The sequence below is a fragment of the Myxococcales bacterium genome (assembly GCA_016703425.1).
In the GTDB taxonomy this organism is placed as follows: Bacteria; Myxococcota_A; Polyangia; order Polyangiales; family Polyangiaceae; genus JADJCA01.
Genome location: JADJCA010000029.1, coordinates 461,316 through 475,028 on the forward strand (window position 1 = coordinate 461,316; position 13,713 = coordinate 475,028).

13 protein-coding genes are annotated in these 13,713 nt (G+C 69.4%); 5 read left to right on the forward strand and 8 right to left on the reverse strand.

Annotated features, from left to right (window positions below):
- Positions 1 to 81: 81 nt before the first annotated feature.
- From IPG50_35450 to IPG50_35465, 4 genes are all read right to left on the reverse strand, one after another.
- Complete coding sequence (locus IPG50_35450) at positions 82 to 1,071, reverse strand: hypothetical protein (GenBank protein MBK6697442.1); 990 nt, start codon at positions 1,069 to 1,071, stop codon at positions 82 to 84.
- Between the two features lie 185 nt (positions 1,072 to 1,256).
- Positions 1,257 to 2,096: a hypothetical protein gene (locus IPG50_35455; GenBank protein MBK6697443.1), complete on the reverse strand. Its 840-nt coding sequence runs from the start codon at positions 2,094 to 2,096 to the stop codon at positions 1,257 to 1,259.
- Positions 2,097 to 2,274: 178 nt separating this feature from the next.
- On the reverse strand, positions 2,275 to 3,330 hold the full coding sequence (locus tag IPG50_35460) for a hypothetical protein (GenBank protein ID MBK6697444.1): 1,056 nt from the start codon (positions 3,328 to 3,330) through the stop codon (positions 2,275 to 2,277).
- A gap of 62 nt (positions 3,331 to 3,392) precedes the next feature.
- Positions 3,393 to 5,375, reverse strand: coding sequence for a hypothetical protein (locus tag IPG50_35465; protein ID MBK6697445.1), 1,983 nt, complete (start codon positions 5,373 to 5,375; stop codon positions 3,393 to 3,395).
- 6 nt (positions 5,376 to 5,381) lie between these two features.
- Between IPG50_35465 and IPG50_35470 the strand changes: the two genes are divergently transcribed.
- The 3 genes from IPG50_35470 to IPG50_35480 all read left to right on the forward strand — a co-directional run bounded on the left by IPG50_35470 (position 5,382) and on the right by IPG50_35480 (position 7,685).
- Positions 5,382 to 6,074: a hypothetical protein gene (locus IPG50_35470; protein MBK6697446.1), complete on the forward strand. Its 693-nt coding sequence runs from the start codon at positions 5,382 to 5,384 to the stop codon at positions 6,072 to 6,074.
- Between the two features lie 35 nt (positions 6,075 to 6,109).
- Positions 6,110 to 6,868: a hypothetical protein gene (locus IPG50_35475; protein MBK6697447.1), complete on the forward strand. Its 759-nt coding sequence runs from the start codon at positions 6,110 to 6,112 to the stop codon at positions 6,866 to 6,868.
- Positions 6,869 to 7,010: 142 nt separating this feature from the next.
- On the forward strand, positions 7,011 to 7,685 hold the full coding sequence (locus tag IPG50_35480) for a hypothetical protein (protein MBK6697448.1): 675 nt from the start codon (positions 7,011 to 7,013) through the stop codon (positions 7,683 to 7,685).
- A gap of 27 nt (positions 7,686 to 7,712) precedes the next feature.
- On the opposite strand, the gene IPG50_35485 is transcribed toward IPG50_35480, so the two are convergent.
- From IPG50_35485 to IPG50_35495, 3 genes are read right to left on the reverse strand one after another with little or no spacing between them, the layout of a single operon-like run.
- On the reverse strand, positions 7,713 to 8,216 hold the full coding sequence (locus IPG50_35485; protein ID MBK6697449.1) for a J domain-containing protein: 504 nt from the start codon (positions 8,214 to 8,216) through the stop codon (positions 7,713 to 7,715).
- Positions 8,213 to 10,321 (reverse strand): beta-galactosidase, encoded by a 2,109-nt coding sequence (locus IPG50_35490; protein ID MBK6697450.1) that lies wholly within the window; start codon positions 10,319 to 10,321, stop codon positions 8,213 to 8,215. Before IPG50_35490 ends, IPG50_35485 begins: the two co-directional genes overlap by 4 nt.
- A 3-nt stretch (positions 10,322 to 10,324) precedes the next feature.
- Positions 10,325 to 11,395 carry a phosphotransferase gene (locus IPG50_35495; GenBank protein ID MBK6697451.1) on the reverse strand — a complete coding sequence of 357 codons (1,071 nt, stop codon included), beginning with the start codon at positions 11,393 to 11,395 and terminating at the stop codon, positions 10,325 to 10,327.
- A gap of 92 nt (positions 11,396 to 11,487) precedes the next feature.
- On the opposite strand from IPG50_35495, the gene IPG50_35500 reads away from it, so the two are divergent.
- Both IPG50_35500 and IPG50_35505 read left to right on the forward strand, forming a co-directional pair.
- Entirely contained in the window at positions 11,488 to 12,120 is a 633-nt protein-coding gene (locus IPG50_35500; protein MBK6697452.1) for a class I SAM-dependent methyltransferase, read from the forward strand.
- Positions 12,121 to 12,158: 38 nt separating this feature from the next.
- On the forward strand, positions 12,159 to 12,947 hold the full coding sequence (locus IPG50_35505) for a hypothetical protein (protein MBK6697453.1): 789 nt from the start codon (positions 12,159 to 12,161) through the stop codon (positions 12,945 to 12,947).
- 6 nt (positions 12,948 to 12,953) lie between these two features.
- On the opposite strand, the gene IPG50_35510 is transcribed toward IPG50_35505, so the two are convergent.
- Positions 12,954 to 13,703 (reverse strand): hypothetical protein, encoded by a 750-nt coding sequence (locus tag IPG50_35510; protein ID MBK6697454.1) that lies wholly within the window; start codon positions 13,701 to 13,703, stop codon positions 12,954 to 12,956.
- Between the last annotated feature and the right edge of the window lie 10 nt (positions 13,704 to 13,713).

Consider the following 13,713-nt stretch of genomic DNA (forward strand, 5'->3'; position numbering starts at 1 on the left):
CTTGCTCGTCGCCGCGGCCTTCGTGGCCGTCTCCGATGAGGGCGCCGACGAACCGCACCGCAGCGCCACGCGCTGACGCGGTCAGTAGAGGAGCGACACGGCCAGGTTGTCGGTGCGCACGGACGCCGTCGCCGGGCCCCCCACGGCCGCGCCCGAGAGCACTTGCACGGAGCGCAACCAGTCGCCGCTCGCAAACTCGTCCCGCGCCGCCACGCAGCGGGACACGGGGCCGACGCGCACGACGAGCCGCAGCGCGTCGCCCGGCAACGCGAGGCTCGCTGCATCGAGCGGATCGCCGTTGGCGTCCACCAAGGCGCACGACTGTGCCATCGCATCGAGCACCGAGCTCGGTGCGAGGATGAACTCGAGTCCCAACCAGTTGTTCTTCAGCGTGGCCTGGTCGAGATCGAGGAGCGACGTGAGCTCGACCTTCTTGGCGCCCGACACCACGGTGCGCTGTTGCAGCGTCACCTCGTAGTCGCCGTGCTTCTTTCCTTCAACGAGGATGAGGCCGATGCCCTCGCCGCGTGCGCCGTCGCCGAAGCCGATCGCGTAGAGGAACTTCTCTTCGCGCGCTGCGTCGACGTCTTTGAAGTTGAGGTCCATGACGCGAAACTGGACCCGCACGCGAACCCCGCGCGGAAGCTGCCCTTCCGGGGAGTGGAGCTCGTGCGCCACAAAGGCCAACGCCGTGCCGGTGTCGCGCGCAATGACGGTCGACTGAAGCACACGGCTTGAGTTGCGCTCGTCGTCGACGATACCAAGGGTGTTCTCTGGCGAATCGACGAGGCGGTTTGCCGCGCCACCGGCGCCGAGACCTCCACCATTCCATCGCGAGAGGTCGTCGCCTTCGCCTTCGAAGTCGTCGCAGAAGTCGGCTCGTGGGCAGAGCGTCGCGCAGAACGACGCGTCCGGCGCGACGGTGCACGCGTCCGTCGCGGGGCCGGCGTCGCTCAGCGCGGCGCCGTCGCCCATTCCGCGCAAGGGAAGCTCCTCGATGCTCAAGAGGCCGGCGCACGCAACGGTCATGGCGGCGCCGGCCGCTGCCAGCGACGCCACCACGACACCCATGCGCGTGCGCCCTGCTCTCCCCAAGGCGTGGAGTCTAACGCGATCGCGGCGCCGCGCGGGAGATGGGCGAGGGAGCGCCGAGTCCGAGCTTCATGCCCGCCCTTGCGGTCCCGACGGCCCGCGGGCGCCTCGAACGTCAACCCGGCACGTCGGGGCCGTTCACCGAAAGCGCTTCCCAGTCCGTTTCAAAATGCGCCGCCGAGGGTGACCGCTCCGCCTCGCGTCTTGCCCTCTTGGTCACGCAACGCGACGGGGCTGATGCCCGTGATGCGGGCGCCATCGCGGCTGGCCTTGGGTTCGCTCGGGGTGTCGCTCGAACTGTCGACGAGATCTTCGCGGTGGGGCGTGGTGGCCATGTCAACGATGGCGAGGGCGAGCGGTGCGGCGAATCCAAAAAGAAACGGACCCATGAGGTCGTCGTCCTTCTTTCCCCAGTCGACGCCGATGGCGACGCCGATGGAGGCGCCGCGGGCCGCTGAGTAGACGAGGCCTCGCGTCGTATCGCCAACGACGAGGCGCGGAATGCTTGGCACGATGGTGCTGATGGCCGTGTACCCCACGAGCGAGGCGGTCGCATCGGAGTGTGTTCGTGAATGGCCGCTGTTGATCAAGTACGACATCCCCGAGTAGGCCATGCCCACGCCGTAGACGATGGGCGCTGCGATGAGCGCGGCCTTGCGGCCCCCGTCGGGCGCGTAGCGCTCTTGAGGCGCAACGGCTGGGGCTACGCAGGGCGCACCCATGACGAGCGCTTGCCCGCCGGCGCGCACCTCCGTGGAATGGCCCTGCACGGTGACGGCGCTGCAGCCCACCGCCGTCATGGTCCCTCCACCCGCGACGGGGGTGATGACGGTGAGTCCGCCACTGCCCGGGGCGGCGTCGACTCGGGTGACGACGGGTTGCGGCGCGGCATGGGGAGCCGGTGCGGCCGCCGGCGGTAGCGCCGGCAGCGTCTCTTGGGCCTGAGCGGAGAGCGACGAAAGCAGGGCCACGACGCCGGCGGTGAGGGCGAGGAAGTTCTTCACGGCCCGCCCAGGAGCAAGCGCGATGCCATTCAGGGTTCTCGCGGACAAAGGCACAACGCCAGCCCCGGCCGTGAACGATGGGTCACGGGCTGTGCGCCCGGTGCGCCGGGCCGGCGGCATGCCGAGCTGCTCGAGGACCGGTTAGACGAACGGATAGACGAGGGGCCCCGTTCGCGAATCAACGCGCCAGCCGAATGACCGACGGGCCCACGGCGACGTACACCGCGTCGGCCGCCACCATAGCGGTCGGCGTGCCGAGCTTTTCCGCCAGCACCGTCGTCGCGCCCGCGCCTGCCACCGGCACGCGGCTCACGTCGCCCGAGAGTGTGGCGAAGAAGAGATCGAGCCCCTCGGTGGCAAGTCGTGCGAGCCCCGGCACGCCCGTAACTTGTTCGGTGGCAGCGCCGCCCGAGAGGGGGATCGACACGATGGCGCCGTCTCCCGGCCTGTCGAGCGCCACGAGGGCGCGTCCTTCCACCAGGACGAGATCGCGAGGCGTTCCGCTAGCTGCAGACCACACGTTTTCCGGGACGCCCCCCACGAGGGGCACCTTGTAGAGGCCCCCGCCGGTGGTCTGGCTCACGAGCATGTAGACGATGCCGTCCTTGACGATGGAGCGAACCGGCGCGAAGTCACCAGGCAAACTTCCGAGCGACTGCGAGGCGCCGGCGTCGGTCTCCGAAACGCGGTCGACGTTGAGCGTCCCCAAGCTCGTCGACACGACGACCGTGGCGGCCGGTGTCGTCGACACGGCGAAGGTGCTGGCGGTCGGAAAGCCAGCGCCAACGACCTCCGCCGCGTTCGCGCTGAACCGCACCAACGATGACGTTCCGTTGTCGTCGAGCCAGTAGAGACTCGCGCCGAAGAGCGCGAGGTCGCGCGGTGACGTACCACCAAGGGCGACGGGCTCAAGCGGCGCAAGCGCCGTCGCAACCGCCGCTGCCCGTGGCGCGCGCGCGAGCACTCCCGTGGAGACCCCGCCGTCGGCCGGTGAATCCACGTAAACGACGTAGATCTCGCTCGCCGCAACCACGAGGCCGCGAAGTGTTGACGGTGCGGTCACGATGGCGCGCTGCGGGGTCGTTGCAGCGTCACCGACCGGGGGGGACGACGTGCCGCCTCCGCCGACGGTCCCGCCGCCCGGCTCGTTGGTCAAAGGCGGCGGCCGAGCCGCGTCTTTGGTGCACGCGAGACCTAGGGCCGCCATCAAGAGGCAAGCGAAGCGACTCTTCATGGCCACAGCGTTGAGCACGAACGGCGGGAGGTCAAATCACTCTCGAACCGCCGCTCGTTTGTTCACCGGAGGTCGACGACGCGGAGCGTGCGCGGCAACGTGTGGGTCACGTGATCGACGCTCGTGGCCTCGGACGACCAAAAGGTCTCCTTCGTGGAGAGGATGATCTGACGGGCCACGTCCCTTCGCCTCAAGACCTCCTCCTCCGTGGCTGCGGCGTCTTTTGGGAGCGTTCGGAGCGCGAGCCGCGCGAGCAAGCCCGCGTCGCGGCCCAGCGCCACGCGCCAAGTCGGCACGCTGCCGAGCGTCGCCACAAACGCGTCGAGGTCGGCGCGAGCGGAGGCGCCCGGTCGGCGAACGCGTCCGGCGCCTTTGCGCTCGCGTTCCCGCTCGCCAGTCATAAGGCCACCGGCTTGCGGTCGAACCAGCGTACGCGAGGCGCCGTCCCCGGTGCTCGGCAAGAGAGGAATGAACCCGGCGCCGGCGCTGAGCACGCTGGCCGCCGTAGCACCGCGTTCGACTCGGCCTGTGGCTTCGAGCGTGAAGGCGACAAGGGCGCCGTCGAGGTGTCCGATCTCGCGCAAGAGCGCGCGGCCGCAAGAGTCGGGGCCCGCCACGAGCCAAGTGCGAAACTTCTCCTTCTCCCAAGCGTCGACGGGGAAGCGCGCGTCGGCGCCTTGCGCTTCCTCGATCTCGCACGGGGCAGGCTGGAACAGCTCGAACTTGCTCTTTCGACTCGCGAGCGTGGCTGCGACGGCTCCAAGGCTGGCGCGGTCGGACACGATCGCGATCTTCGATTCACGCCGAGCCGCCAGCGCACTGGCGAGGAGCTCGGTGACGCGCTCCACCGGCTCGCCGAGCACGAAGGAGCTGGTGCGAGGCTTCGTCTTCGACGGCGCCGCGAGCGCGATAACGACGACGCCGGTGGCCTCCGACCAGCGGACGGCCCGCTCCGCCGCGGCCTCGTCGAAGCCGGCCACGATGACGCCGGCGCCCTCCGCCGCCAGCTCTTCGAGCTTCGACTCGAGCTCGCCTCGCTTGCCACTGTCGTCGCGAGTGGCGAGGCGTGTTTCGTCGCCCGAGGTCTCGGAGGCTCGCGGCAGCTCGAGGGCCCAGGCCATGCCGCGCGCCACGTCGCCGGCGGCGTCGCGAAGCGAGGACGATGAGGTCGGCAGCACGAGTCCGACGGTGCGGCCGATGAACGCCGTCCCGCCGGCCTGCCGCGTCGCCAGCTCGGCGACAAGGATCTCGGTGCTGTCGTCGAGCACCGCGCCCGCGTTGGCGTCAACGAGCCACTGGGCCAGCTTCGCGTCGTTTTGTTCGACGGCAAACTCGGCCACGCGCGCCGTCACGAGGCGCTGCAGGTCTCGGCCGTAGCCCGCGGGCGCGTCCTTGCGCCGCATGGCCGTGAGCGCAGGCACGAGCACCGCGCCGTTCATGCGCGCGACGCTCGCTCGCACGCGCTCGCGAACGGCGTCCTTGTCGGCTGGTTCGGCGTTGCGGATCCACGCGTCCATGTAGGCGAGCGCTTCGTATTCGCGCCGCGCCTCCAGCGCCGCGAGCACGATGGCTTCGTCCGTTCGCTCCCGCGCGTCGCGATCCGCCATCTTGCCGGCGAGCGGTCGCAATCGTTCGAGGGCGTCGCCGGGGCGACCGCGGGCCCGCTCGGCCTCGGCCCGCGCGACCTCGGCGAAGTCTCTCGTGGCGCCCGTTGGCAGCTTCGTGAGCGCGACCAGCTCGCGTTCCGCTCGCTGAAGATCGCCCGCGTCGAGGTAGACGAGCGCGAGATACACGCGCGCCAAGGGCGAAGCGCCGTCGGAAGGGAACCTTAGGAGGAACCGCTCGAGGCGATCGCGGAGCTCGATGCGACCCTCGAGGGTGCGCGTGCGCCACGCGGCGCGAATCTCCGCGAGCTCATAGGACGCGCCGGCGCTGGTCGCCAACGAGGGGGTCGGTGTGTCGCGGGCACCTCGGCCCGCACCGCACGCGGCCAAGGCCGTCAAGAACCCGGCAGCGAGGAGCGCTTTCCCCTTCCTTTTTCCCACGGCGGCATGGATCGTATTCGCATCGACATGGCCCTGGAAGAAGAGAAGACGAACGCGCCTCGCGGCTACGGGTCCGGCGCGGCTTGGTCGCTCGAAACGGCGGGGCTATTGGGGCTCGTCGTCCTGGCATCGGCGTTGTCTTGGGCCGTGTTGCGCGGGCCCGTGTCGACGGAGACCTTCGTCCGCGCCGTCGCGCGAATGCCGCGGCTCCTGGTCCTCGTCCTCGTGCCGCTCTTGGCGGCGCCCCACTTGCTTCGGGCCTTTGCGCCGCCGCCAGCGTCGCCCGCGCTGGCGGCGCGGCTCCTCGCCCCCTTTGCCGGGCTCTTCGCCTTGCTGCTCGCCGCGGTGCCCTTTCAGCCACCCCCTCGGCAGGCGTGGGCGTCGCTCGAGCGGACCGTTTCGTCCGTCATCGGCGGGGTTCCCGTGAGCGGCCTCATGGTGCTCGTGCTCGCCGCGGCGACCTGTTTCGCGCTGGCGCGCCTCGTCGTTCAGCGCGCCTTCGGAGGCCGTGCTCCTCTGGCGCCGCGCGACCGCGTGGCGCTCTTGTGCGTCGTGACTGCGTTGCTCCTGACGCTGCCGGCGAGCGCGACGGTCTTTCTGGCGACCGGCAGCAAATGGCTACCCATCGATGCTGACGAGCTTTGGTCGCCCTCACCGGGCGCGACGGAGCCTTGCGCGACGACGGCCGCCCCTCGGTAACGTCCGCTCGCACCACCGTGTATGCTGAGGCTCCCTTGCGCTTCGTAGCCGCTATCGCCGCGCTGATGCTCGCGTCGCCTTGCGCCCTCTGGCCGAGCGTGGCCTTCGCGCAGGAAGACGACGACGCGCCGGCGGAAGCTCCCAAAGCGCCGACGCCAGCCGCGCCTTCGCCTGCGGCGACCGGCGGCGTCTCGGTCTCGGCGCAGAGGCCTGACGCGCTTGCCCTCGGTATCGACAGCGGTCCGCCGCCGGAGGCTCCCCCCGCGAGGCCTTGGTCTAAGGGCCTCGTCGTGGAAGGTTCGCTCGGGGCGCTCGGCTACCTCGGCGCCTTCCGGCGCCTCGCGAGCACCGCATTCATGCAGCGTGTCCAGGTGGGCTATGAGCTCTTCGGTTGGCTCATGGTCTTTGGCGGCGGCGAGCTCGCGCTCACCGACACAAGCGTCGGCCAAGACACGAGCAAGACGCGCGCGTTTCCGCTCTGGGGGTTTGACGGCGGGGCTCGGCTCACGGTGCGTCCCACGGCGCGCGTTGGGCTCTTCGCGCAAGGCAGCGTCGGTCTCATGAAGGCGGACGTGCCCGCCAACGCGCTCGGCGTCTTGGGTTTTCCTGACACCGAGTCGCTGGCCCCGTCTTTCGGTGGCCGCCTTGGCGTCGAGTGGTACCAGGTCGACCGTCACATGGCCTTTGGTCTCGCCGGCGGCCCGCGACTCGCGACGGGCTTCGAGCGCAACTACGGCAAGGGCGACACGCCGCTCATGGTCGATGGCGCGCTGACCTTGCGCTACACGTTCTGAGGCGGCTTCGGGCAGCGTTCCGCCCGTGTTGGCCCTCGCGAGCCGAAGCGCGAGCGCGTTCCATTGCTCCCGCCTTTGCTCTACCGTGATCGCCGCTCCGCGCCGCCAGACGAGGAACGCGCGCGGGGCCAACACGAGGCAAATGATGGATACGCGCAATTTGGGACGGCTCTCAGGGGTCGTCGGCTTGGTCGTCGCGCTCGCCGGATGCTCCAAGGATGAACCAAAAACTGAGGCGGCTCCGGCGAAGAGCGCGAGCGCGGCGCCCGCCGCATCGGCGCCCGTGGCGACGGCAACGCCAAGCGTGACCGCCAGCGCGCCGCCGGCTCCGTCGGGACCGATCCACGAGTGCCCCAAGGGCTCGTCGGGCGACGCAACCTTCGCGAAGCCCTGCGAGGCGAAGGGCACGGCTCGCATGATGGAGGTCGCCTGGACGGGTAAGACCGACGAGAAGGGGCCGCAGTTTCGCGTGAAGAACAACGGCACCGCGGTCATCCTCTACGGAAAGATCGCCGTCTACTTCTACGACAAGGCCGGCAAGCAGCTCGAGGTCAAGGACGCCACCAACCCCTCGAAGCCCGCGCCGTATCACCAATGCTCCGGCAACATGTTCGGCGGCGTCATGAAGGGCGGCGAGAAGGCCGTCTTGTGGTTCTCGTGCGTGAAGAAGGAACACGTGCCCGAGGGAACAGCGGCCATCGAGGCTGAGTTTCCGATGGTGGGCTTCGCCGACGCGACCGAGAAGAAGAGTGAGTACTACTGGAAGAACGCCGACCTCACGCCGGACGCGCGCCCCAAGGGTGGCATCAAGAAGTAGCGGCTCCCGGCGACCGGGCCCCGAGCGCTACCGCTGGGGTTTCGGTCGCCGCGCGCGCCGGTCCGCTTCCTTGTAGGCAAGGACGAGGTTGCGGAACGCTTCGTTCGTTCCGCCGTGATCGGGGTGCACCAGGAGGGCTCGCCTCCGAAAGGCGAGCCTCAGCTCGTCGCGGCTCGCGCTCTGGGGGACGCCGAGGACGCTCCACACGCTTTCCGCGTCGCCTCGTGGCTCGGTGTCGCGCGCCTCTCGGCTGCGCGCGCCCGGCATGCTGCCCTCTCCCAGCCAAGCGGCATGGCCGCGCATGACGCGGAGCCATGCGCGGGCCCACTCGGGCTCGATGAGCGCCGCGGTGCCACCTGCCGCGGCGGTCGCCTTCGCCAGCGCGGCTTCGTGAGAAGGTTCACCTCCGCCCGAGAGGTCGGGCCTTCGGAACGGCGACACGCGCGGCGGCCCGCTCGTCCACACGGCCCAAACGAAGCGCTTTCGCTTCGTCGAAGCGATGGAGCACTGGGCGACGAAGAGAGCCGTCACGTCTCGTGCGTCGATGGGCGCGCACCGGTGACGAGCGCGGGCGACGTCACGTGCCCGACGGTGAACATGCGCACGGTCTTGGCCTTCACGGGCACCTCGAAGCCGCCCGCGGCGCGCTTCACGACGACACTGCCGTCGAGCGCGTCGACCAAGGCCCTCGCCCCGTCGAAGGAGAGGCGCACGACGAGCGCGTCGTCGGTGGGGTTCATGACGAAGCAGACGCGCGGCACGCCGGCCGCGTCCTCGTGAAGGGCGAAGGAGGCGCCTTCCGGGTCGACGGGGTACGTCGGCAACGAGAGTTCGTCGATGCGGTGCGAGACGAGCGCGTCGACGCGGGCGAAATCCGAGAGAGGCTCCACCTCGAGGCCGCTCGCGTCGTGGGGGGCCGCTAGGCGCCGGAGGTTGCCGTCACGCGTGGGCACTTCGGGACCGATGGTGGCGCGCGCGCCGCGCTTCGTTGCGCGCCGAAGGCTCTCCAAGACCTCGCCTTTGATGCCGCCGACGGTCGGGCAGACGATCCAGGTGGCGCCATCGAGGCTGACGTCGAGCGCCTCGCCGCCGACGTACGCGAAGGGCACGCCGCGTTGCGACAGAGCGCGCTCGAAGGCTCGCAAGAAACCCTCCGCCACGATCGGCGGCGCCTCGCCCTCGCAATACCCCTCTTCGAAGCAGCTCTCCTTGAGACTCGCGCCGAGCACGTGGAACAACGCCGGCGTAGCCGAGCCGAAGGCGTGCGTCGCGCGAGCGATGCGCCTTAGCGAACGCGGGATGACGAGACGCACGGGGGCGCGTCTTCGCAGCGTATGAAACGCGGTGCGCTCCAAGGCGGCGATGAGCGCCTCGTAGCGATCGGCCAAGGGCCGCCGCCGGCCGCCCGAATCGATGGGCGCGCCGACCCAGCGATCGCGCTCGACAGCCATGTAGAGGTTGAAACCACGAAGGCCGTACGCAAGCGCCGCCATCAGCGTGTAGAGCGAGTCGCCTTCGCAAAGGGGAGCGAAGAACGGCGGAAATCCCGCGCCAACCTCAGCGCCGAAGGCCGGGGTGTTCTGTCCGTCGCATCGCGTCGCGAGCTCCGAGGTGCGCCGCATCACGATGAGGTGATCGATGGGATGCGCCCGCTGGTAGTAGTCGAGCCCCACGAAGTCGATGCTTGTCATGCGCGCCGGGTTGAGCGGCGTGGCGCCCTCGCCCATGGGAAAGTTGTGCATCGTCGGCACGTCGAGCGGCGCGGCCGAGAGGAGCGCCTTGCTCATTCGCTCCATGGCGACCGCCAGCAGGTGCTCGTGAAATTCCATCCAATCCATAGCGCGCACCAGCTCGTCGAGGCTCGTCGCGTCGAATCGCACCGGTGGCGTGGCGGTGTCGAGCTCTACCGAGGCGTCGCTCCAGGCGTGGGCGAGGGCCTCCGAGGAACCGTACTTTTTGCGCAAAAAGTCCCGAAAGAGAAGGACCGCGTCCGGGTGGTAGTCCTGATCAAAAGGCCCGTCGCGGAAATAGAGCGCGCCTTCGTTGTCCACTTGGAGCAGCACGATGGGGCCGGAGGGGTACACATGCGGCGCAAGGACCGGCGCGACCGCCTCGAACCAACGCCGCGTCTCCTCGTGGAACGTCTCGCTAGCGTAGCTGGGCACGGGGAACGAAAGCGGCAACATCGGCAACATCACCGGATTGCCCTTGGGCGTGCGCGCTTGTGCCTCGGCGTTCCAAACGACGCGCTCGGGGATGCCGAAGAAGGTCAGCTCCGCGTTGATGTGCGGTCCGGGCCTCGCGATGACGTAGAGCCCGCGCGCGTGAGCCATGGCCAAGAAACGTCCCACGTCGAGGCGGCGCTCGCGTTCGCCGAAGTCGAAGGTGCCGTCGTCGAGCTCGTGCGCGGCCCACGGCACGTACGTGTCGACGACGCGCAGCCCCAGCGACTTGATGGCGTCGAGGCCTGGACCCCACTCCTCCGGTGGATGCCGCCAGTAGTGCATCGCACCGGCGTAGAGCGGCAGCGTCTCGCGCGGCAGCCCCTCGCTCTCCGCGAGGGACAACCCCGCGCGGACTGGCTCGACCGAGCGTTGACCCTTGGGGCGTCGGTTCGGGGGCGCCGCTTCCGTCACGTCTCAGCGCTCCGGATCAGACGCGAGAGCCGTGGAAGCGACGGGCGCCGACGCGAGGGCTCGGTCAAGGATGCCCGCGAGTTCGGCCATGTCCACGTCGCTTGGTGCGAGGCGACCGAGCGAGCTCCGTACCTTCTCGATGGTCGGCTCGACGAATCGCAAGAACCCGCTGTTCTGCTTCTTTCGATCGATGAACACGAAACGCCCCGCGTCCTTGAGCTTACGTTGGACCGTCACGAGGTCGAACTGGGTCACGAGGGAGCTGCGGGAGGCGTCGTCGAGCTTCGCAGCCTCGGCGAAGTCCGAAAGGCGCGCTTCAACGAAGGAGCGATCGAACTCCTGGTAGCTATCGTTGAGCAGCGCGACGAGGTCGTAGACGCGCGGGCCCAGGAGCGCGTCTTGGAAATCGATCCACACGAGCGACCTCGTGTTCCTGCGAACCATCAAGTTGCGCGACTGGTAGTCGCGGTGAACGAACCCGCGCGGCAACGCCGCGATGCGATCCGCCAAGCGCGTGCCGATGACGTCGAAGCGCTCGCGGTCCGTCGCCGACATCGACAGGCCGCGCGCCTCCAGCCCCCACTCGCGAAAGTGTTCGATCTCCCACTTGAGCAGATCGGCGTCGAAGGCGCGCGCGGCGACGATCGAGTCTCCCGGTCGCGACCCGAGGCGAGCCTGGGCCTTCGCGAGATCGCGGACGGCTGTCTCGTAGAGGGCCGTCTTGTCGTTTGGGTTGTCGAGCAGCCAGTTGGCCAAGGTGTCGTCGCCGAGGTCCTCGAGGACGATCCAGCCAGCGTGCGTGTCTTCGGCGTGAATGCGAGGCACGTCGACGCCGCTCTCCGCCAAGAGGCTCTGCACCTCGAGAAAGGGCCACCGGCGACCGGGCGTCGCCTTTTGGATTTCCTCGGGCGCGCCGCCTTCCGGAAAGAACATCGCGACGGCGGAGTCGCCCCCGAGGTCGAGGCGGAAGTACTTGCGGGTGGAGGCGCCGCCGGGCATGGGCGTAACGCTCTTGGCGGCCTTGCCAAGACGCCCCAACAAGTTGGTGAGAGCCTCGAAATTCGGCGTGGACATCGGGACCTGTCGCGGCGCGCGGGGGCCACCGCCTCAATCACACCGGGCGACCGGCGCCCGGGACCTTGTGTGCTATCACACCCCCGACCGACGTGGCTTCCCGAACGGCAAACGAAGCGCTCACCGAGGCCGCAATTTTCAGCGTGGCGGAGCCCCTCGGGTGCGAGCCAAGTCGGAGCGTGTGCGCCGCGCTCGCGCTGTGGCTGAACGAGCTTCGACTTTGGAATCGGACTCACGATCTCACCGCGGCGCGGTCCGACGACGAGCTCTTGGACCTGATGCTGGCCGACGCCTTCGTCTTGTCGAAGGCGGTGGCGCATGGCGGGTCGGTCGTCGACGTCGGGGTGGGGGCCGGCGCGCCTGGCCTCGCGCTCGCGGTCATGAGGCCCGACCTCGTGATCACGCTCGTCGAGCCGCTCGTGAAGCGCGTGAGCTTCTTGCGCGTCGTCCTCGGCAAGCTGGAGAGGGAGGACGTGAAGGTCTTGTCGCAGAAGGGCGAGACGCTCACCGAGACCTTCGACGTCGCGCTCTCCAGAGCGACGCTCCCACCCAAGGATTGGCTCACCCTTGGTGGCCGGACGGTTACGCCAGGCGGCGCCGTGTTGGTGCTCCTCGCGCGCGAGGAGCCGCCGACTGACCCGCTCTTCGACCTCGAGGAGACGACCCGCTACGACTGGCCGCGAACCGGCGCGTCGCGGACGCTGTGTCGCTATCGTCGCCGCTGAGCTCCCCCATCCGGCGGCGCTTGCGGTAGGGTCGCGTCATGAAGCCCCGTGCGCCGTTGATGTTCGAGACGCGAACCATTGACGAGTTTCGCGTGGAAGACGAGCGCTCCTTTCGAGGGATCGCGCTCTACGAAGACTTGAAGGGCGTCCTCCAGAAGGATCGCTACCCGTTTCGAATGCTGCCGAAGGCGCTCGCTGGCCGCTGGGATCGAGCCCTCCTCCTCAACCTGACGTATTGGGGCGCCAACGAGGGCGGGGATGTCCTCTCGGAAGACCTCGCCGCCGACGTCGTGACGCACGTCGCGTGGCATCACCTCGCGGCCAAGGCGCTGCTCCCCAAGGGGCGCGCTCCGTCCGTCGACGCCCTCTTCCTGGGTGAAGCCATCGCCAGCGCATTCGACGTCTACCTCGTTGGGCGCCTCCTCTTGGCTGCGCCGAAGTCGTCCTTCCTCGCCACGCAAGTGCCTGCCATGGCGGAGGCCGCGATGGGCGCCGGCCTACCGGAGAGTGACTTCGAGGCGCTCGTTCAGGCCATGGCGGACGCCCCGGAACGCGCCTTCGAGGAGCTGCGTGAGCTGCTCTTCGACGCCACCTCCGCGCTCTTCGCGAGCGCCTCCGCCGAGGAGGCGATGCAGGCGCTATCGGCCTTCGACGCTCATCGCTTTGCGCCGCTGCTCCATCGCTACGAGTTGTCCAACTGGGTGCTCTATGCGCGCGCCTACGGTGACGCGGCGCCCGACGAAGCGGCTCGCCAAGTGGACCGCGCGCTCCGTGAAAAGAAGGACGAAGCGCTCACGTGGCTCACCGCGCAGTGGCTCTCCTCCTGAGGAAGGTCACGACGCTCGGAGGGCCCGCGCCACGTCGGCGCGCTCACGTTCCATGGTGCGGCGCGCCGCACGGTAGGCGAGGGGCACGAACAACGTGCCCGTGACGAGCACCAGCAGCGGAGGGATGGCGAGGAGAACGACGCCCGGCACGGTCCCGCAGAGGCCGAGGAGGATCATCGCGCCAGCGGCGCCTTGCCCGTCCCTGAGGGGGACGTTGGCTGGCTTTCTGTGAAGGGCTCGGGCGAAGAACCAGCCGTGAACCGCCAGCGCCAGATGAGCGTGGCCGACGATCATCCCGCTCAGCGCCATCCACGCGCCGAAGCCGGACGTGTTGCCGAAGAGCGCAGCCACGCCCGCGTGCAGCGTGAGCGGCGCAGCGAAGGCGAGGCCCACGAGCGGAAGCGCGATGCTCGCGACCTCGACGTGGTAGAGGCGCTGCTCCGTGCGGGCTGCCGAGGTCTCGACCGCTGGCGCCACGAGCGCTGAGAGTCGGCCCGCGGCGCGCGCGAGCGCGTAGGTCAAGAGCGCGAGGGGCCAAGCGGCGAGGAGGAGATGAAGCGGCAACGCGTCACGTTGCGCCGAGCTGTCCCGGTTGAAGAGGGCGCTTCCGATGGCAAAGGCGGCCATAAGGCCGAGCACTGCACCGGCCGCGGCGCGCGCGACGCGGGCGCGGTAGATGAGGTCGAGCTGCGCGCCTAGGGCGGGAGCCTCGGCGGCTTCGTCCACGTAGCGATAGGGCATGGTGCGCGGGGTCATGGCGACGCCT